The sequence below is a fragment of the Variovorax sp. 10L421 genome, from assembly GCF_056395365.1.
In genome coordinates, this window is record NZ_JBFTJJ010000012.1 from 1 (window position 1) to 18,319 (window position 18,319).

Sequence of the window (18,319 nt, forward strand, 5' to 3'; positions counted from 1 at the left end):
ATCGAGGCGATCAGGCCCCAGAACAGCTCGGGGTTGCTGGTCATCACCTGCGGGCCGGGCTGGATGTTGTGGATCGTCATCGCACCCACCATCAGCGCCATCACCGCGTTGGGCGGAATGCCCAGCGTCAGCAGCGGGATGAAGGAGGTCTGCGCGCCGGCGTTGTTGGCCGACTCGGGCGAAGCCACGCCGCGGATGTTGCCCTTGCCGAAGGGCACTTCGCCGGGGCGCATCTTGATCTTCTTTTCCAGCGCATAGGCCGCGAAGGCTGCCAGCAGCGCGCCGCCGCCGGGCAGGATGCCCAACGCCGAACCCAGTGCCGTGCCGCGCAGCACCGCGGGCGTCATGCGCTTGAAGTCTTCCTTGGTGGGCCACAGGCCCTTCACCTTGTGCGTGAACACCTCGCGCTCGTCGTCGGGCTGCGAGAGGTTGCCGATGATTTCGCCGTAGCCGAACACGCCCATGGCGATCACCACGAAGCCGATGCCGTCGGTGAGCTCCGGAATGTCGAAGCTGTAGCGCGCCACGCCCGAATTCACGTCGGTGCCGACGATGCCCAGCAGCAGGCCCAGCACGATCATCGCCACCGCCTTCAGCAGCGAGCCCGAGGCCAGCACCACCGCGCCGATCAGGCCCAGCACCATCAGCGAGAAATACTCCGCCGGGCCGAACTTGAAGGCCAGCTCGGTCAGCGGCGGTGCGAAGGCGGCCAGGATCAGCGTGCCCACGCAACCCGCGAAGAACGAACCCAGGCCCGCCGCGGCGAGCGCCGGGCCTGCGCGGCCCTGCCTTGCCATCTGGTAGCCGTCGATACAGGTGACCACCGAGGACGACTCCCCGGGCAGGTTCACCAGGATGGCCGTGGTCGAGCCGCCGTACTGCGCGCCGTAGTAGATGCCGGCCAGCATGATCAGCGCCGACACAGGCGGCAGCGCGTACGTGGCGGGCAGCAGCATCGCGATGGTCGCGACCGGGCCGATGCCCGGGAGCACGCCGATCAGCGTGCCCAGGATGCAGCCGATCAGGCAGTACAGCAGGTTGGTGAAGGTGAACGCGACGCCGAAGCCGGTCGCGAGGTTGTGGAACAGTTCCATGGCGGTGCGCTCCTCAACCCGAAATGAAAGTAGGCCAGACCTGGATCTGGAGCTTCAGCGCCCAGATGAAGGCCACGTAGCTGCCGGCCGCCAGGATGGTGGAGAGGATCAGCACGTCGCGCAGCTTGAAGTGCTCGCCCGCCATGCTCGAGATGATCGTGAGCGCGTAGATCGCGATGATCATCCCCATCGCCGGCAGCCCGATGCTGGGCAGGCCGCCCAGCAGCACGCCGAAGGCGAGGTTGGCGCCGAGCACGAAGGCCAGCGGCTTCCAGGCCCATTTGCCGATCGGGTCGCCGGTGGGGGTTTCGACCACCAGCGCCTGGAACATGATGATGGCGCCGAGGACGGCCAGCAGGATGCCGAGCATCAGCGGGAAGTAACCCGGTCCCATGCGGGCACCGTTGCCGACGGTGTAGGTGGTGGCGCCTATCGCAAAGGCCCCTCCCACGGCAGTGAACATGACTCCTGAAAAGAAGTCCGCCTGACTCTTGATGCGCATGTCTCGCCCCTCTTATATGAAGGGTCGAGGGTCGTTCTGCGCGGCTGACTGTTGGCTGACCGCGGAGGTACGGACTATTGCTTACCGGGTTTTCATTAGGCCGAGCTGACCAAGGCGCTCGAGCCTGGCGCAGAAACGAAAAAAGCTCCCGAAGGAGCTTTTCATTCAGAAGCCCGAAGGCTCTGGAGGGAAGGGCTTAGTAGCCGCCGCGACCACCGCCGCCGCCGCCGTAGCCGCCGCCACCACCGCTGCGGCCACCGCCGCCGTAGCCGCCGCCACCACCGCCGTAGCCGCCACCGCCGCCACCACCACCACCGTAGCCACCGCCACCACCGGTACGGGGGGGACGAGCTTCCATCGGACGGGCTTCATTCACCGTCAGGGCGCGGCCCTGCAGCGAGTGGCCGTTCATGGCTTCGATGGCTGCCAGTGCTTCGGCATCCGAACCCATTTCGACAAAGCCGAAGCCCTTCGAACGGCCGGTGTCACGTTCCATCATGACCTTGGCGCTGACGATGGCGCCGAACTCGCCGAAGGCTTGTTCCAGATCGTTGTCACGCACGGAGTAGGCGAGGTTGCCTACGTAGAGTTTCTTGCCCATTGAGGGACTCCTAATTCAAACCAACAAGACAAAGCGATGGAGTCCCAGAATCACAACAAACAAAATGCGCTGTGGCGCGAAACTGACCGATCACCGAATTACGTGCACGGGAGACAAAGCTCACAGACACGTAGGCCGGATTATCCGGCCCGATTTACAAAAAGCGTGGGGAAATCGTGTGTTATTGAGAAACATCTCGGCCCGATGGGCGGTTTCGCAACGGTTTCAGCAGGCCGGAGAGCCCGTTGTGGTCTATTTCATGCATCAGCGCGAGCAGCCGGCCAATTTCTCCTGAGGGAAAACCCTCGCGTGCAAACCAGGTCAGGTAATTTCCGGGCAGATCGGCAATCAGCGTGCCCTTGTGCTTGCCGAAAGGCATTTGGAGCGTCACCAGGCGCTGCAGGTCTTCGGGTTGCATCGGTGCTCAGCCTCCCGCCCGCTTGACCGTGTGGCCCTGCTTCACCAGCGCCGCGACCACCAGTTCTCGGTGGTCGCCCTGGATCTCGATCACGCCGTCCTTCACCGTGCCGCCCGAGCCGCAGGCCGTTTTCAGCTGCTTGCCGAGCGCCGCCAGCGCCGCCGCATCGAGCGCCACGCCCTTGACGACGGTCACGCCCTTGCCCTTGCGTCCCTTGGTTTCGTGCGATACGCGGACAATGCCGTCCGTGGCCGGCAGGCGCGCCTTGAGCTCCTTGCAGCGGCACCGGGCCATGGGCTCGCCGCAGCCGGGGCACATGCGGCCGCCCGCTTCCGTGGAGTACACCAGGGCGCTGCCGGCCTGATTGCGCTGCTGTTTCATCGTCGACATCCGATCCGTCTTTCTTCTCTTCTGTGTCTGCTTACATGCCATTCGACTCACTGGGCCTGGCCCCCGCGCTCGTGCAGGCCGCCGCCGAAAGCGGCTATGCCGCGCCGACCGCCATCCAGGCCGCGGCCATCCCCGCGATTCTGCAAGGCCGCGACCTGCGGGGCTCGGCGCAGACCGGCTCCGGCAAGACCGCCGCATTTTCCCTGCCCCTGCTGCAGCGCCTGAGCGCCGAGCGCGCACAGGGCTCGCGCCGCGTGCGCGCGCTGGTGCTCGTGCCCACGCGCGAGCTCGCGGCCCAGGTGGGCGAGACCATGCGCAGCCTGGCGCAGCACCTGCCCGAGCGCCTGAAGATCGTCGTCGCCTTCGGCGGCGTGTCGATCAACCCGCAGATGATGAGCCTGCGCGGCGGCGCCGACATCGTCGTCGCCACGCCGGGCCGGCTGCTCGACCTCGTCGACCACAACGCGCTCAAGCTCGATGCCGTGTCGACGCTGGTGCTCGACGAGGCCGACCGCCTGTTCGACCTCGGCTTTGCCGAAGAGCTCGGCCGCATCCTCGCGCTCTTGCCGAAGCAGCGCCAGAACCTGCTGTTCTCCGCCACCTTCCCGAGCGCCATCCAGGCGCTGGCCGACGGCATGCTGCGCGATCCGGCCGTCGTCGACGTGCAGGGCGAGCCCGGCACCGAGCCGAACATCGTGCAGCGCGTGATCGAGGTCGACGCCATCCGCCGCACGCAGTTGCTGCGCCATCTGTTGAAGCAGCACGAAGGCGAATGGGATCGCGTGCTGGTCTTCGTCGCCACGCAGCATGCGGCGCAGACCGTGGCCGAGAAGCTCTACAAGAACGGCATCTACGCCGTGCCCTTTCACGGCGACATCGCGCAGGGCACGCGCACCGACATCCTTTCGCAGTTCAAGCAGAGCCGCTGGGACGTGGTGATCGCCACCGACCTCGCAGCGCGCGGCATCGACATCGCGCAGCTGCCCGTGGTCATCAACTACGACCTGCCGCGCTCGCCGACCGACTACATCCACCGCATCGGCCGCACCGGCCGCGCGGGCGAGAGCGGACTGGCGATCAGTTTCGTGAGCGCGGCCACCGAGGCGCACTTCCGGCTGATCGAGAAGCGACAGGGGCTGAGCCTGCCGCGCGAACGCGTCGAAGGCTTCGAGCCGACGGAGGTGGCAGTGCCCGTGGTCGATGCGTCGGGTACCGGCGGCGTCAAGGGCAAGCGGCCGAGCAAGAAGGACAAGCTGCGCGCGGCGGCCGCGCTTGCGGCTGCACGGGGCGAAACGCCCGAGAAGAACGACTGACCCAGTGCCGCGCAGGCTAGGAACGCTTGCCCAGGAAGCTCGTCAGCAGGTCCACCGGCAGCGGAAACACGATGGTCGTGTTCTTGTCCGCGCCGATCACCGTCAGCGTCTCCAGGTAGCGCAGCTGGATGGCCTGCGGCTCCTGCGCCAGCACGCGCGCGGCCTGGAACAGCTTTTCCGAGGCCTGCAACTCGCCCTCGGCGTGGATCACCTTGGCCCGCCGCTCGCGTTCGGCCTCCGCCTGCCGCGCGATGGCGCGCACCATCGATTCGGTGAGGTCGATCTGCTTGATCTCCACGTTCGACACCTTGATGCCCCATGACGCCGTCTGCACGTCCAGCGACTCGCGCACGTCGAGGTTGAGCTTCTCGCGCTCGGCCAGCATGTCGTCGAGCTGGTGCTTGCCGAGCACCGAGCGCAGCGTGGTCTGGGCCAGCTGGCTGGTGGCGTTGAAGAAATCCTTGACCTGGATGATGGCCTTCTCTGCGTCGACGATGCGGAAGTAGACGACCGCGCTGACCTTGACCGACACGTTGTCGCGCGAGATCACGTCCTGCGTCGGCACTTCGAGCACCACGGTGCGCAGGTCGACGCGCACCACCTGCTGGATGGCCGGTATCACGATCACCAGCCCGGGGCCCGCGACCCGCGTGAAACGCCCCAGCGTAAACACGATGCCTCGCTCGTATTCGCGGAAGATCCAGATGGCGGAAAAGGCCAGCATCACCAGCAACACGAGGACGACGGCGCCGATGCCGTAAGTGAAAGAGAACATGGTGATCTCCTGCGACCCGGCAAGGGCCGCTGGATTGTTGGACACGCGCATGGCGCAAGCGTTCCAGACAGGCGCCGAACAGGGATCGGTCCGGCGCCTTTTGTAGGCGTGCGCCTACCAGCCCATCTGCCTGGCCGCCAGTTCCTTCATGATCTCCTCGGTCCCGCCGCCGATCATCATCACCTTCACCTCGCGGTAGATGCGCTCGCTCACCGTGCCGCGCATGAAGCCCATGCCGCCGAGGATCTGCACCGCCTGGTCGGCGCAGAACTGCATGGTCTGCGTCGCATGGTTCTTCAGCATGCAGACCTGCGCGACCCATTCGGGTGCGTTGAAGCGCCCGGCCGCTTCGTGCGCGTCGCCTTCGGCCGAAACCGCCTCGATCCACGCCTCGGTGGAGGCGATGCGCATCTGCATGTCGACCAGCTTGTGGCGCACCGCCTGGTGCTCGATGAGCGCGGCACCGAATGTCCTGCGATCGCGCGCCCAGGCCAGCGCCTCGTCGAGGCAGGCTTGCGAGAAGCCGAGTGCGCCCGCCGCGAGCCCGATGCGCTCGCCGTTGAAGTTGCCCATGACCATGCGGAAGCCCGCGCCTTCGTTGCCGAGCAGGTAGCGCGCCGGCACGCGCACGTTGTCGAAGTGCAGCGTCGCGGTGTCGGAGCACAGCCAGCCCATCTTCGCGAGGCGCGTGCGCGAAAGGCCGGGCGCATCGCCGGGCACGAGGAGCATCGAGATGCCGCTCGCGCCGCGCCCTTCGCCGGTGCGCACGGCCACCGTGATCCAGTCGGCGCGCATGCCCGAGGTGATGAAGGTCTTCTCGCCGTTCACCACGTAGTGATCGCCCTCGCGCCTTGCGGTGGTGCGCAGCGCGGCCACGTCGGAGCCGCCGCCGGGCTCGGTGATGGCGAGCGCGGCGATCTTCTCGCCGCGCAGCACCGGCGGCACGACCTCGCGGCGCACCGCATCGCCCGCATGCAGCACCACGGGCGGCAATCCAATGTTGTGCGAGAACAGGCTTGCGAGCACACCGCCGCTCTTGCCGTGGCGCGCGAGTGCGACCCATGCGGGCAGCTTGAGCGAATACGAAGCGGGCGTACCGCCCAGGTCTTCGGGGTAACCCAGTCCGAGCAATCCCAGTTCGGCGGCGCGTGCGTAGAGCGCGCGCGGAAACTCGCCCGCTTCGTCCCAGGCCTGCACGTTCGGCGCGATCTCGCTTTCGGCAAGGCGCCGCACCGTGTCGGCGAGCGCCGCGCGGTCGGCTTGCAGTTCGGCGTCCATGGGCGCCTCAGCCGCGCGGCGGCCGCTTCGCGATGCCCATCGTCTTTGCGAGGATGCCGAGCATGACCTCGTCCGCGCCACCGCCGATGGAGCCGAGCCGACCGTCGCGGTACAGGCGCGAGACGCGGTTCTCGAGCGTGAAGCCCATGCCGCCCCAGAACTGCAGGCAGGTGTCGGCCACCTGCCGCGTGAGGCGGCCGGTTTTGAGCTTGGCCATCGACGCGAGCTCGAGCACGTCCTCGCCCTGCACATGCAGGTCGCAGGCACGGTAGGTCAGCGCGCGCAGCGCTTCCACCTCGGTCTTGAGTTCGGCCAGCTTGAACTGCACCCACTGCTGGTCGGCCAGCGTGGCGCCGAACATGTGGCGCTGCTGCGCCCACTCGATGGTCTGCGCGATGCAGTCTTCCATCGGCTCCAGCGAACTCGCGGCAGCCCACAGGCGCTCTTCCTGGAACTGCTGCATCTGGTAGACGAAGCCCTGGCCTTCCTCGCCGATGCGAAAGCGTTGCGGCACACGCACGTTGTCGAAGTAGATGAGTCCGGTGTCGCTCGAGTTCATGCCGATCTTGCGGATCTTCTTCGCCTTCTCGATGCCGGGGCTGTCCATCGGCACCATCACGAGCGACTTGTTGCGGTGAACCGGTCCGTCGCTGGTGTTGACCAGCATGCACATCCAGTCGGCCTGCAGGCTGTTGGTGATCCACATCTTCTGGCCGCTGATGAGGTAGTCGTCGCCGTCCTTGCGCGCGTGGCTCTTGAGGCCCGCCACATCGCTGCCCGCGCCGGGCTCGCTCACGCCGATGCAGCCGACCGTGTCGCCGGCAATGGCGGGCACGAGGAATTCGCGGCGCAGTTCGTCGCTGCCGAAGCGCGCGAGCGCGGGCGTGCACATGTCGGTCTGCACGCCGATGGCCATCGGCACGCCGCCGCAACTCACGTGGCCGAGCGCCTCGGCCATCGCCATCGCATACGAGTAGTCGAGCCCCGCGCCGCCGAAGGCCTCGGGCTTGTTCAGCCCCAGCATGCCCAGGTTGCCGAGCTTCTTGAAGACCTCGTGCGCGGGGAAGATCTCTGCCTCTTCCCATTCGTCCACGTGCGGGTTGATCTCTTCGTCGATGAAGCGGCGCAGGGTCTTCTGGATCTCGAGGTGTTCGTGGGTGTACTGCATGTCGCTTGTCTCCAATCAGTCGTTGGGCTCGTCATTCCGGAACACGCGCGGCGTCTGTGCGAGGTGAAAGCCGTCGAAAGGCCTCACCGCCGCGCGCTGCTGTGTCTGCGCATCGGGAATCTCCATTGGCCAGCCCATGCGCACCTGCGGCCGCGCGCCGTCCACGCGCAGCACGCTGCCGCTGATGAAGCTGGCAGCGGGGCTCAGCAGGAAGGCGATGGCGGCGGAGGTCTCGGCCTCGTTGCCGAAACGGCCCGCTGGCACGGTGTTGCGCATGGCGCGCAACATGCCGCCGGCCTCGGGCGGGTAATGGTCCATGCCGCTGGACGCGATGTAGCCCGGCGCCACCGCGTTCACGCGCACGCCGCTCGCGGCCCATTCGAGCACGGCGGTCTCGGTGAAGCTCACCATGCCGGCGCGCGCCGCGCCGCTGTGGCCCATGTTGGGCATCGAGCCCCAGATATCGGCCACGATGTTGACGATGGCGCCGCCGTTCTCGGCCTTCACCTGCTCGAGCTTCTCGGGCTTGCGGCCGACCAGCACCACCTGCGCGCCGAGCGCGGCAAGCTCGTGCGCGGTGCAGCGGCCGATGCCGGAGCCGCCGCCGGTGACAACGATGACCTGTCCGTCGAACAGGCCGGGCGCGAAGACGGAGCGGTAGCGGGAGGAGGGGGCATTCATGCGAATGACCTTCGGACATTGGTAGGAGCCGTCGCCGTCATGCGTCCGCGACCTGCGCACCCACCACGACATGCAGGGCGACGCGGCCGGCGCGCGGCGCGCAATGGACGTGCTCCATCTTCATCGCTTCGGGCGTGACCAGCGGCTGGCCCGCGGCGACCGCATCGCCTTCGGCCACGAGCAGCGCGATCACCCGGCCGTTCATGGAGGCGCGCAGCAGGCCGTCGCTGCCGGTGCCGTCGGTGCGCGCCACCGCGACGTGCGTCAGGTTCTCCAATCGGAACGACTGGCCGCGAAAGTGGAAATCCACGCGTTCGGCTTGCCTCGCGACGAACGCCTGCTCGGCCAGCCTGCCGCACGAGAAGCGCACGCCCGACACCTGACCGATGCCGGAGATCAGGCCGCCGCCCGGCACGCTCCTGGCCAGATCGGGGCCGTCATGCCCCAGCCCCGCGAGCGAGGCCAGCGGCAGGAAGGGCGCGCCCGTGTCGAGCAGCAGCGCGAGCATGCCGGTGCGGTTGGCCTGGAAGGTGTCGCTGGCCGTTTGCAGCCGGGATTCGATGACTGGCATGTGGAGTCCGTGCAGATCGCTTGTTTTCGCTCTGCACCGACTCTAGGGGGCGGGCGCCGCCCCCGCTTGCGCTTACTGGCTGGCCGCAGGGAGGTCAGCTTGCGCGGGCGCGCCGCACGGCCACCGGGGCGTCGAGGCTGCTGCCGGTGACCACCCAGTAGATGAAGATCAGCACCGCGCCGGCCGTGCCGAACACCGTGAGGCCCATGTAGCTGCCGCCGATGGCCAGCGCGTCAGTGGGCGCCGCGGCGATGCACACCATGCTGGCCGCACTCATGCCCACGTAGTGCATGGTGCAGACCGCCACGCCCATCACCACGGCCGCCGCAACCTTGTGCGTGAACTTGCGCAGGTTGAACGCCAGCCACAGGGCCGCGCCGGCGGCGGTGACGGCGATCAGCACCGACAGCCCGACCCTCGTCAGGTCGAAGTCCATCGAGGCGCGCATGTTCATCGCGAACATGCCCATGTAGTGCATTACGCAGACACCGATGCCGGCCAGCAGGCTGCCGCCGAGCCACCCCGATTTGCTGAACTTGCGCCGTCCGCCGGCCATGTAGAGGGCAATGCCGGAGATCAGGATGGCCGCCACCAGCGACACCACCGTGAGCGGCATGTTGTACGAGATGGCCACCGGCAGGCGGTACGCCAGCATGCCGATGAAGTGCATCGACCAGATGCCGATGCCGCCCAGTGCCACTGCTGCGCAGGCCACGACGGCGAGGTTGGGTTTGCCGTCCGCCCCGACCATGCGGCCGGCGCAGATGAGGGCCACCAGCGAGCCCGCGAAAGAAATGACGAACGAAAGCGCGACCATGCCCAGTGCGTACTCGGGCGACAGAAGTTGGCCTGTGACGAGCGGTGTCATGCGATGTCCCTTTCAAGAAAAAGAGCGCCTCGCGGACTCCCCATCACCGGATGCGATCGGGACGCTGCAAGACGTCCCGCGCAGTCTGTAATATTTGTTTTTAAAAGTAAATCGAAATCTAAACTTTTCGTTACGCTACCTTACGGGCCGAATTCGATATATCGCATTGTTGCGATCGGCAGCCATGTAGATCGTGCCGTCGCGGCTCACTGCAACGCCTGTCACCACATAGGGCGGGGGCAGTCCCGGCCCGGGCGCGAGGCCGATCGGCAGGTTCTCGGCGACCGTCCGGCGCGTGCCGTTCACGGGGTCGATTTCCACCAGCCGGCGCGCCGCGCTCTCTGCCACGATGAAGCTGCCCCACGGCGTTTGCGCCAGCCCCTCGGGCAGCGCCAGCCCGTCGGCCACGGTGCGCAGCGGCGCACTGGCGTCCAGCGGAATGCGCAAGAGCTTGCCGGCGGCCTCGGTCACGTAGAGCGCGCCGTCTCGGCCGACGACCATCTGCACCGGGCCGTTCAAGCCGCTAGCAAGCACTGACTTTTCGGAGAACTTCGGTCCACTGGCGCGGGTGATGCTGCCGGTGGCGATCTCGGCGTAGATCACGCTGCCGTCGGGCATGGGGATGGCGTCGAACGGCGCTTTCAGGCCGTGAATGGTTTCGACGGTCTTCAGCGTCTGGCGGTCGACCAGCTGCACCGTGCCCGTGAACCACGAGCTCAGCGCGAAGAGCCTGGCCGAAAGCCCGACCGCGAACGGATAGTCGAGGTCGGGGTCGCGCTGCATGCGGAACACGTCGCGCACCTCGCCGGTGCGCACGTCGACCTGGCGAAAGCCGAAGACGTCGGCCACCCAGAGGTCGTTGCCGTCGATCTTCATGCCGGCCGGCACGGCCAACTTGCCGCTGGTGAGCGTGCGCAGGTCACCGGTGGCGGGGTTGAAGGCCTGCACCTCGTTGTTCGCCATGTTGGAGACGTAGATGGTTCCGTCCGGCGCGATGGCGAGGTTGTCGAGCGAGGGCCGCAGCTGTTTCGCGACGGTCTTGCGGCCGGTGGCGAGGTCCACCCGCACCAGCTCGCCGCTGCGCGCATCGACCACCCAGAGGTTGCCCTTGCCGTCGAGGTTGGCGGCGGCCGGGATCTTGAAGCCATCGGCGATCACGGTCATGGCGCCGTTCGCCGGGTCGATCTTCACGACCTGGCCCTTGAACCAGAGCGGCCCGTAGAGCATGCCGTCAGACCCCACCTCGAAGCCGTTGAAGCCGCCCATGTCCTTCTTGATGAGCCGCGGCGGCTTCTGGCCTTCGCGGTCGATCTCCCACAGCGCGTCGCCCAGGAACACCTGCGAGGCGTAGAGCCTGCCGTTGCGGCGGTCGAAGTCGAGCGAGTTGAGGCCGGGCAGGTCCTTGGCGAGCACGCGCATGGGCGCGGCGTCGCTCTCGCGGTAGCGCAGCATGCCCATGAGGTAGTTGGTCCAGGCCAGCTCGCCCTTCGGGCCGACGGCGATGTCGTCGGCCTGGCCCTCGGGCGCGTCGATCAGCACCTTGGCTGCGCCGGTGCTGCGGTCGACCTCCCACAGCGTGTTGCCGAGCACCGAGCCGGCGAGCAGCCGGCCCTTGGCGTCGATGGCCAGCCCATGCACCCCCGCGAAGGACGACGGGGCGACCAGCGCCTCGGGCGGGCCCCAGGAAGCGGGCCGCGTGGCCGATGGCGGCGCGAGGCTGCCGCAGGCGCCCAGCAGGGCGAGGGTGGCGGTCAGCGCGAGGGCGCCGAGGCTGCTTCGACGGGGCATGGTGCGTGTCTCCTCTGGTTGATCGATGCGCGAAACAGTCTAGGAGGCGGGAGGGGCCGCGGGGTCTCTCCGGAGACAGGATGCGGACTTTCGTCCGCTGTGGATTACCCGGGGCCGCTCAGCCGCGCAGCAGCTGCGTGACCGTGTGGATCAGCAGTCCCACGAGCCCGCCCACCAGCGTGCCGTTGATGCGGATGAACTGCAGGTCGCGCCCGATGTGGCGCTCCAGCTCGAGCGTCATTTCCTGAGCGTTCCACTCGCCCACGCGTTCCTCGATGTAGCGGCGGATGTCTTCTCGGTAGCGCTCGATGGCCAGCGGCGCGGCCGCCTCGATCTGCTCGTTGATCCAGCGGCGGATGGCCTCGTCGCCCTGCAGCCGCGTGCCCAGCGCGCCGGCCATCGAGGCGATGCGCCGGCGGATGGTCGAGTCGCCGCGGCCCAGGTCGTCGTGCAGCCACGCCAGCAGCTCGCCCCACAGGCCATGCAGGTAGTCGCCCAGGGCCGGGTGCGCGACGAGCTCGGCGCGGATCTGCTCGCCGCGCTGCTGGAACTCGGGGTCGAGCTTCAGGCGCACCACGAAGTCGTCGACGAAGTGATCGAAGCGCCTGCGCATCGGATGGTCGGGCTCGGCCGCCAGCTCGCCGATGGTGCGCGCCACGGCTGCGACGATCTTGCGCGTGGCCAGCTTGGCGGCCACCTGGTCGAGGCCGACGTAGCGCAGCGTCTTGATCTCGCGCGCGATGGCCTCGGTGATGTGCGCCTGCACCTCGTCGCCTTCGAGCAGGCCGGCCACCTGCTGCAGCACGTCGTCGAGCAGGGCCTGGTGGCGTCCGCCGGCGGTGAGCGCGTCGAGCGCCTGGCCGGTGAGGCGCGAGAGATCGATCTTCTCGAGGCCCGCCGCGGCGGCGCGCCCCAGGAAGTCGCGCACCCGCTCGTCGTCGAAGGCCGAGAGCCCGTAGCGCGCGGCGGCCACGCCCCATTCGCCGAGCTTCTCGCCGCTCGCGGGCCGGGCCAGCCAGTCGGCGATGCGCCTGGCCGCATCGAATTCCCGCAGCTTCCCGAGCACCTGCCCGGTGCTCAGGAAGTTGTCGCAGATGAAGCCCGCGAGCTTGGCGCCGATGCGGTCCTTGTTGCTCGGGATGATGGCGGTGTGCGGAATCGGCAGGCCCAACGGATGGCGAAACAGCGCCACCACCGCGAACCAGTCGGCAATGGCGCCGACCATCGCGGCTTCGGAGAAGGCGGCGACGTAGCCCCACGCCGGGTGCTGCGCATGCAGTGCACTGGCCACTGCGTAGAGCACGGCGGCGCCGCACAGCAGGCCGAGGGCGACGCGCTTCATGCGCTGCAGTGGGGTGCTGCTTTCGGTCAATTCAAGCCCGTCAGTCTTCCATCGCACAGCCGCGATGCTCCGGGGTGCGTGCACAGGGCACCCGGTACTCCCCTTCGCGAATGTCCCCCGTCGGCGTGAGCGCGCCCCGAACGACGCCCCGGAAAGCAACGTCCCATCTCAGCCGATGGCAGAAGAAGAAGCCAGCCGCTCCATGAACAGCTCGCAGCGTGCCAGCTGCTCGAGGCTCACGTACTCGTCGGGCTGGTGCGCCTGCTCGATGCTGCCCGGACCGCACACCACCGTGGGGATGCCGGCGTTCTTGAACAGGCCCGCTTCGGTGCCGAAGGCCACCAGCGTGGTGCGATCCTCGCTTGCCAGGCGCTGCGCCAGCAGCGTGACGGGGTCGTTGGCAGAGCCCAGGAAGCTCGGGATCTCGCAGATGGTCTCGAAGCTGAAGCCCGCATCGGGCGCCACCTTCTTCATCGCGGGCTCGATGCTGCCCGCGTAGGCCACCACGTCGGCCTGCATGCGCTTCGCATCGGCGGTCGGCAGGTCGCGGAACTCGTAGCGGAACTCGGCGTCGCGCGGCACCACGTTGTCGGCGATGCCGCCGTGGAACTGGCCCACGCTCGCGGTACTGAATGGCACGTCGAAGCCCTCGTAGCGCGGCTCGCTGCGCTCGAAGCCTTCCGCCATGTCGCGCACCTTGCCGATCACGCGCGCCGCCATCTCGATGGCATTGACCGACTTCGGCGTGAGCGACGAATGCGCCTCCTTGCCGCGCACGCAGCACTTGTAGCGGTAGACGCCCTTGTGCGCGATGGCGGGCACCATGCTGGTGGGTTCGCCCACGATGCAGGCCAGCGGCTTGATGTTGGCTTCGCGCATGTCGGCGATGAGTTCCTTCACGCCGAAGCAGCCGATCTCTTCCTCGTAGCTGAATGCGAAGTGCACCGCGAAGGGCGAGTCGCTTTCCAAAAAGCGCTTCGCGTTCGACAGCGCGATGGCGATGAAGCTCTTCATGTCGGCCGAGCCGCGGCCGTACAGCCGCTCGTCGCGCACCACGGCGGAGAGCGGGTCGACGCTCCAGTCCTGCCCGTCCCACGGCACCGTGTCGGTGTGGCCCGAGACGATCACGCCGGCCGGCTTGCCTTCGCCCAGCGTGGCGAACAGGTTCGCCTTGGTGCGCTCGGCGTTGTAGGTGATGCGACTCTTGACGCCCAGGGCCGCGAGGTGGCTCTGCGCGAAGTCGATCAGTTGGAGGTTGCTGTTGGCACTGACGGTGTTCATGCGCACCAGGGTCTGGGCCAGCAGCAGGCTTTGGGGGGAAAGCGTATGGAGCATGCAACACATTCTCCAGGAAGTCGGCGCCGCGCGAGCGTGGGTGCCGAAGCTGTCACGCGAAGCGGTTACCCTGCGCCTCTTCATTCGGACGGAGAAACCACGACCATGCGCACCCTTCAGATCGCCCTGACCGCCACAGCCGCCCTTTGCGTGGCAGCCTGCAGCAGCACCGGACCCTCCAGCAACAAGCTGCTGACGCTCGACGGCAACCCGCCGCTGGTCATCGCCCACCGCGGCGCATCGGGCTATCTGCCGGAAGAAACGCTCGAAGCCTATGCGCGCGCCATCGAACTCGGCGCCGACGTGATCGAGATGGACCTGGTCTCCACCAAGGACGGCGTGCTCATCGCCCGCCACGACCCCAACCTCGCCATCAGCACCGACGTGGCCAAGCACCCCCGCTTCGCTTCGCGCAAGAAGACCATCAAGGTCGACGGCGAGACCCAGACCGGCTGGTTCAGCAACGACTTCACGCTGGCCGAGATCAAGACCCTGGGCGGCATCTCCACCGATGCCGAGCGCCCGCAGGAGTTCAACGGCAAGTACAAGATCCCGACCTTCCAGGAGATCATCGATTTCGCCAAGGCGAAGTCGAAGGAAACCGGCCGCACCATCGCCATCTACCCCGAGACGAAGAACCCGACCTACTTCCGCGACCTGGGCCTGCCGCTGGAAGACAAGGTCATCGCGGCCATCAACGCCGCCGGCTGGAACAGCAAGACCGCGCCCATCTACGTGCAGTCGTTCGAGCCGGGCAGCCTGAAATACATGAAGAGCAAGGGCCTGAACACGAAGATCGTCCAGCTGATCGACGGCGACAGCGTCGACCTGAAGACCGGCGCGGTGACCTTCGCCGTGCCCAGCGACCGCCCCTACGACTGGACCAAGGCCGGCGACAAGCGCAACTTCGACGCCATGGTCACGCCCGCGGGCCTGGCCGAGATCAAGACGTACGCCGACGGCATCGGCCCCTGGAAGCGCTACATCGTGAGCGTCAAGGGCACCATCGGCGCCGACGGCAAGCCGGTGGACGTCAACAAGGACGGCAAGATCAACGACGCCGACGCCACCTCCACGGCACCCACCTCGCTGATCGCCGACGCGCACAAGGCGGGCCTGTTCGTGCACCCCTTCACCTTCCGCAACGAGTCGCGCCGCCTGGCCTCCGACTACAACAAGGACGGCAAGAACGAATACGGCGTGTACTACAAGCTCGGCGTGGACGGTGTGTTCACCGACTTCACCGACACTGCGCTGGCCGCGCGCGCTGACTACCTGAAGAGCATCGGCCGCTGAACGCGGGGCGTCGTCCAGACATGAGCGCCGACCTGTCCCCGCGCGACCTCGAACTGCTTCGCATGGCCATCCGGCTGTCGGACGAATCGAAGGCGCGTGGGCGCCATCCCTTTGCCGCGCTGGTGGCGAACGAGCACGGCGAAGTCGTGGCCACCGCGGGCAACAACTCGATGCCGCCCGAGGGCGACCCCACGCAGCATGCCGAGCTGGCGGCAGCGGCGCAGGCCGCGCGCCTGCTTACGCCCGGGCAACTGGAGCGCTGCACGCTGTACACCAGCGCCGAGCCCTGCTGCATGTGCGCGGGCGCCATCTACTGGACGAACATCGGGCGGGTGGTCTACGCGCTGTCCGAGCACGCGCTGCTCGGCCTGACCGGCGACCATCCCGAGAACCCGACCTTCTCGCTGCCCTGCCGCGAGGTCTTTGCGCGCGGGCAGCGGCGCGTCGAGGTGGTGGGGCCGCTGCTGGAGGAAGAAGCCTCCGCGCCGCACATCGGCTTCTGGACCGCCGGGCACTGAATACCGGATAACGAGGCTTTGCGGGTGCCTCGAAACGCCGGAGTGGATAGACTGGCGTTTTGAGACGACCACGCCATGAAACTCATCGACTCGCTCGTCACGCAGGCGGCTGGCATCGCCGCCGTCCGACGTGACCTTCACGCCCACCCCGAACTCTGTTTCCAGGAAGTCCGCACCGCCGACGTGGTGGCAGGCAAGCTCACCGAATGGGGCATTCCCATTCACCGCGGCCTGGGCACCACAGGCGTGGTGGGCATCGTCAAGAATGGCTCCAGCAGCCGCGCAGTCGGCCTTCGCGCCGACATGGACGCGCTACCCGTCACCGAGCTCAACACCTTCGCCCACGCCAGCAAGCACCACGGCAAGATGCACGCCTGCGGCCACGACGGCCACACGGCCATGCTGCTGGCGGCCGCCCAGCACCTGGCGAAGAACCGCAACTTCGACGGCACCGTGTACCTGATCTTCCAGCCGGCCGAAGAGGGCGGCGGCGGTGCCCGCGAAATGATCAAGGAGGGGCTGTTCGAGCAGTTCCCCATGGACGCCGTCTTCGGCATGCACAACTGGCCCGGCATGAAGGCCGGCCAGTTCGCCGTGAGCCCCGGTCCGGTGATGGCCTCGGGCAACAAGTTCTTCGTCAACGTGATCGGCAAGGGCGGCCACGCCGCGCTGCCGCAGACCGGCATCGACCCGGTGCCGATCGCCTGCGAGATCGTGCAGGCCTTCCAGACCATCCTCACGCGCAAGATGAAGCCGACCGATTCGGCCGTCATCTCCGTCACTACCATCCACGCCGGCGAAGCCAACAACGTGATTCCCGACAACTGCGAGCTGTCGGGCACGGTGCGCACCTTCTCGATCGAGGTGCTCGACATGATCGAGGCGCGCATGAAGCAGATCTGCGACCACATCTGCGCGGCGCACGACGCCACCTGCGACTTCCGTTTCGAGCGCTACTACCCGCCCACCGTCAACACCGAGGCCGAGGCCGACTTCGCGCGCCGCGTGATGGGCGGCATCGTCGGCCCCGAGAACGTGCTGAAGCAGGAGGCCGCCATGACCTCGGAAGACTTCGCCTTCATGCTCCAGGCCAAGCCGGGCGCGTACGCCTTCATCGGCAACGGCGACGGCACGCACCGCGACGTGCACCACGGCGAAGGCCCGTGCACCCTGCACAACGCGAGCTACGACTTCAACGACGATCTCATCCCGCTGGGTGCCACCTGCTGGGTGCAGATCGCCGAGCAGTTCCTCAAGCCCGGCGGCGCAAGCGCCTGATCGCCACATGATCGGAATCGCCGAAGCCTTCTCGCCGCGCTATGCCCAGGCGCGCCAGAAGTTCCTGCAGGGTTGCGTGAGTGCCGGCCTCTCGGTCGAGCCGCATGCGCATCCGCTCAAGGGGCGCGACGGCGAAGACCTGTCGATGGACGTCGCGCTCGACGGCGATGCGAACGCGCAGAACCTGCTGATCGTCACCAGCGCCTGCCACGGCGTCGAGGGCCATTGCGGCAGCGGTGTGCAGGTGTTCGCGCTGCACGATGCCGAATGGCGCGAGAAGGCGAAGGCGCAGGGTGTGGCGGTGCTGTATGTGCACGCGCTCAATCCGCACGGCTTTTCGCACGGCCGTCGCGTGACGCACGAGAACGTCGACCTGAACCGCAATTTCATCGATTTCTCGAAGCCGGTGCCGGTCAACGAGCCCTACGCCAAGCTGCACGAGCTGCTGCTGCCCGCCACCTGGCCGCCCACCCCCGAGAACCAGGCGGCGGTCGCCAAGTGGATCGAGAAGCACGGCGCCACTGCCTTCCAGGCGGCAGTGACCAGCGGGCAGTACCAGTTCGACGACGGCCTGTTCTTCGGCGGCAGGGCGCCGACCTGGAGCAACAAGACGATTCGCAGCGTGCTGAAGCGCCATGCGGGCAATGCTCGGCGCATCGCCTGGATCGACCTGCACACGGGGCTCGGCCCCAACGGGCTGGGCGAACGCATCTTCGCCGGCCGCGACGACAAGGCCGCCTATGCTCGCGCCAATGCATGGTGGGGCACGCCGGCCGCGCCCGTCACCTCGATCTACGACGGTTCTTCGACATCGGCGCTGCTGCGCGGGATGATGTGGGATTCGGCGTACGAGGAATGCCCGCAGGCCGAGTACACCGGCATCGCGCTCGAATACGGCACGCTGCCGATGCTCGAAGTGACCGGCGCCCTGCGCGCCGACCACTGGCTGTACAAGCATCCCGAGGCGCCGGCCGATCTGGCCGACGGCATCCGCGCGCGGATGCTCGAGGCGTTCTATACCGACACCGATGCCTGGCGCGGGCAGATCGTCAGCCAGGCTCGGCAGGCGATGTTCCAGGCTGTGGATGGCCTGACGGCCTGAC

The 18,319-nt window shown here is 67.5% G+C and carries 19 protein-coding genes; 5 read left to right on the forward strand and 14 right to left on the reverse strand.

Annotated features, from left to right (window positions below):
- From AC1DFC_RS16745 to AC1DFC_RS16765, 5 genes are all read right to left on the reverse strand, one after another.
- The coding region (locus tag AC1DFC_RS16745; protein WP_478179615.1) for a tripartite tricarboxylate transporter permease at positions 1-1,094 on the reverse strand (1,094 nt) is incomplete at its 3' end.
- Between the two features lie 13 nt (positions 1,095-1,107).
- A complete protein-coding gene (locus AC1DFC_RS16750) occupies positions 1,108-1,596 on the reverse strand; it encodes a tripartite tricarboxylate transporter TctB family protein (protein ID WP_007835454.1) in 489 nt (162 codons plus the stop codon).
- 196 nt (positions 1,597-1,792) lie between these two features.
- Positions 1,793-2,197, reverse strand: coding sequence for an RNA recognition motif domain-containing protein (locus AC1DFC_RS16755; RefSeq protein WP_478179616.1), 405 nt, complete (start codon positions 2,195-2,197; stop codon positions 1,793-1,795).
- A 181-nt stretch (positions 2,198-2,378) separates the two neighbouring features.
- The gene (locus AC1DFC_RS16760; RefSeq protein WP_007835452.1) at positions 2,379-2,615 is read right to left on the reverse strand and encodes a DUF3820 family protein; all 237 of its coding nucleotides are present in this window, start codon (positions 2,613-2,615) and stop codon (positions 2,379-2,381) included.
- Positions 2,616-2,621: 6 nt separating this feature from the next.
- Entirely contained in the window at positions 2,622-2,996 is a 375-nt protein-coding gene (locus AC1DFC_RS16765; protein WP_478179670.1) for a translation initiation factor Sui1, read from the reverse strand.
- Between the two features lie 44 nt (positions 2,997-3,040).
- Here AC1DFC_RS16765 and AC1DFC_RS16770 point away from each other — a divergent pair, with 44 nt between their 5' ends.
- Positions 3,041-4,318, forward strand: coding sequence for a DEAD/DEAH box helicase (locus AC1DFC_RS16770; RefSeq protein WP_413331768.1), 1,278 nt, complete (start codon positions 3,041-3,043; stop codon positions 4,316-4,318).
- Positions 4,319-4,334: 16 nt separating this feature from the next.
- Here AC1DFC_RS16770 and AC1DFC_RS16775 read toward each other — a convergent pair whose 3' ends face one another.
- The 9 genes from AC1DFC_RS16775 to argE form a co-directional block, all read right to left on the reverse strand.
- The gene (locus tag AC1DFC_RS16775) at positions 4,335-5,042 is read right to left on the reverse strand and encodes a slipin family protein (RefSeq protein WP_413331817.1); all 708 of its coding nucleotides are present in this window, start codon (positions 5,040-5,042) and stop codon (positions 4,335-4,337) included.
- 165 nt (positions 5,043-5,207) lie between these two features.
- Positions 5,208-6,371, reverse strand: a complete 1,164-nt coding sequence (locus AC1DFC_RS16780) for an acyl-CoA dehydrogenase family protein (RefSeq protein ID WP_478179617.1) — start codon at positions 6,369-6,371, stop codon at positions 5,208-5,210.
- Positions 6,372-6,378: 7 nt separating this feature from the next.
- A complete protein-coding gene (locus AC1DFC_RS16785; RefSeq protein ID WP_478179618.1) occupies positions 6,379-7,539 on the reverse strand; it encodes an acyl-CoA dehydrogenase family protein in 1,161 nt (386 codons plus the stop codon).
- Positions 7,540-7,554: 15 nt separating this feature from the next.
- On the reverse strand, positions 7,555-8,220 hold the full coding sequence (locus AC1DFC_RS16790; protein WP_478179619.1) for an SDR family oxidoreductase: 666 nt from the start codon (positions 8,218-8,220) through the stop codon (positions 7,555-7,557).
- Between the two features lie 37 nt (positions 8,221-8,257).
- Positions 8,258-8,791 carry an acyl-CoA carboxylase biotin carboxyl carrier protein subunit gene (locus AC1DFC_RS16795; protein WP_413331773.1) on the reverse strand — a complete coding sequence of 178 codons (534 nt, stop codon included), beginning with the start codon at positions 8,789-8,791 and terminating at the stop codon, positions 8,258-8,260.
- Positions 8,792-8,885: 94 nt separating this feature from the next.
- On the reverse strand, positions 8,886-9,659 hold the full coding sequence (locus AC1DFC_RS16800; RefSeq protein ID WP_478179620.1) for an MHYT domain-containing protein: 774 nt from the start codon (positions 9,657-9,659) through the stop codon (positions 8,886-8,888).
- Between the two features lie 135 nt (positions 9,660-9,794).
- Entirely contained in the window at positions 9,795-11,447 is a 1,653-nt protein-coding gene (locus AC1DFC_RS16805; protein ID WP_007835437.1) for a hypothetical protein, read from the reverse strand.
- A gap of 118 nt (positions 11,448-11,565) precedes the next feature.
- A complete protein-coding gene (locus AC1DFC_RS16810; RefSeq protein WP_478179621.1) occupies positions 11,566-12,789 on the reverse strand; it encodes a DUF445 domain-containing protein in 1,224 nt (407 codons plus the stop codon).
- A 168-nt stretch (positions 12,790-12,957) separates the two neighbouring features.
- Complete coding sequence (gene argE / locus AC1DFC_RS16815) at positions 12,958-14,124, reverse strand: acetylornithine deacetylase (protein WP_007835430.1); 1,167 nt, start codon at positions 14,122-14,124, stop codon at positions 12,958-12,960.
- Between the two features lie 105 nt (positions 14,125-14,229).
- On the opposite strand from argE, the gene AC1DFC_RS16820 reads away from it, so the two are divergent.
- The 4 genes from AC1DFC_RS16820 to AC1DFC_RS16835 all read left to right on the forward strand — a co-directional run bounded on the left by AC1DFC_RS16820 (position 14,230) and on the right by AC1DFC_RS16835 (position 18,318).
- On the forward strand, positions 14,230-15,420 hold the full coding sequence (locus tag AC1DFC_RS16820; protein ID WP_413331776.1) for a glycerophosphodiester phosphodiesterase: 1,191 nt from the start codon (positions 14,230-14,232) through the stop codon (positions 15,418-15,420).
- Positions 15,421-15,440: 20 nt separating this feature from the next.
- Positions 15,441-15,938, forward strand: coding sequence for a deaminase (locus AC1DFC_RS16825; RefSeq protein WP_413312333.1), 498 nt, complete (start codon positions 15,441-15,443; stop codon positions 15,936-15,938).
- A 75-nt stretch (positions 15,939-16,013) separates the two neighbouring features.
- On the forward strand, positions 16,014-17,216 hold the full coding sequence (locus tag AC1DFC_RS16830; protein ID WP_478179622.1) for a M20 aminoacylase family protein: 1,203 nt from the start codon (positions 16,014-16,016) through the stop codon (positions 17,214-17,216).
- Between the two features lie 7 nt (positions 17,217-17,223).
- Positions 17,224-18,318, forward strand: a complete 1,095-nt coding sequence (locus AC1DFC_RS16835; RefSeq protein WP_007835423.1) for a M14 family metallopeptidase — start codon at positions 17,224-17,226, stop codon at positions 18,316-18,318.
- The last annotated feature ends 1 nt before the right edge of the window (position 18,319 follow it).

Bases quoted from the DNA above. Each gene is read 5' to 3' on its own strand.
- AC1DFC_RS16750 (WP_007835454.1), bottom strand. From the start codon at position 1,596: ATGCGCATCAAGAGTCAGGCGGACTTCTTTTCAGGAGTCATGTTCACT.
- AC1DFC_RS16770 (WP_413331768.1), top strand. From the start codon at position 3,041: ATGCCATTCGACTCACTGGGCCTGGCCCCCGCGCTCGTGCAGGCCGCC.
- AC1DFC_RS16825 (WP_413312333.1), top strand. From the start codon at position 15,441: ATGAGCGCCGACCTGTCCCCGCGCGACCTCGAACTGCTTCGCATGGCC.
- argE (WP_007835430.1), bottom strand. From the start codon at position 14,124: ATGCTCCATACGCTTTCCCCCCAAAGCCTGCTGCTGGCCCAGACCCTG.
- AC1DFC_RS16780 (WP_478179617.1), bottom strand. From the start codon at position 6,371: ATGGACGCCGAACTGCAAGCCGACCGCGCGGCGCTCGCCGACACGGTG.
- AC1DFC_RS16800 (WP_478179620.1), bottom strand. From the start codon at position 9,659: ATGACACCGCTCGTCACAGGCCAACTTCTGTCGCCCGAGTACGCACTG.
- AC1DFC_RS16775 (WP_413331817.1), bottom strand. From the start codon at position 5,042: ATGCTGGCCTTTTCCGCCATCTGGATCTTCCGCGAATACGAGCGAGGC.
- AC1DFC_RS16755 (WP_478179616.1), bottom strand. From the start codon at position 2,197: ATGGGCAAGAAACTCTACGTAGGCAACCTCGCCTACTCCGTGCGTGAC.
- AC1DFC_RS16765 (WP_478179670.1), bottom strand. From the start codon at position 2,996: ATGAAACAGCAGCGCAATCAGGCCGGCAGCGCCCTGGTGTACTCCACG.
- AC1DFC_RS16795 (WP_413331773.1), bottom strand. From the start codon at position 8,791: ATGCCAGTCATCGAATCCCGGCTGCAAACGGCCAGCGACACCTTCCAG.
- AC1DFC_RS16760 (WP_007835452.1), bottom strand. From the start codon at position 2,615: ATGCAACCCGAAGACCTGCAGCGCCTGGTGACGCTCCAAATGCCTTTC.
- AC1DFC_RS16830 (WP_478179622.1), top strand. From the start codon at position 16,014: ATGAAACTCATCGACTCGCTCGTCACGCAGGCGGCTGGCATCGCCGCC.
- AC1DFC_RS16785 (WP_478179618.1), bottom strand. From the start codon at position 7,539: ATGCAGTACACCCACGAACACCTCGAGATCCAGAAGACCCTGCGCCGC.
- AC1DFC_RS16805 (WP_007835437.1), bottom strand. From the start codon at position 11,447: ATGCCCCGTCGAAGCAGCCTCGGCGCCCTCGCGCTGACCGCCACCCTC.
- AC1DFC_RS16820 (WP_413331776.1), top strand. From the start codon at position 14,230: ATGCGCACCCTTCAGATCGCCCTGACCGCCACAGCCGCCCTTTGCGTG.
- AC1DFC_RS16810 (WP_478179621.1), bottom strand. From the start codon at position 12,789: ATGAAGCGCGTCGCCCTCGGCCTGCTGTGCGGCGCCGCCGTGCTCTAC.
- AC1DFC_RS16790 (WP_478179619.1), bottom strand. From the start codon at position 8,220: ATGAATGCCCCCTCCTCCCGCTACCGCTCCGTCTTCGCGCCCGGCCTG.
- AC1DFC_RS16835 (WP_007835423.1), top strand. From the start codon at position 17,224: ATGATCGGAATCGCCGAAGCCTTCTCGCCGCGCTATGCCCAGGCGCGC.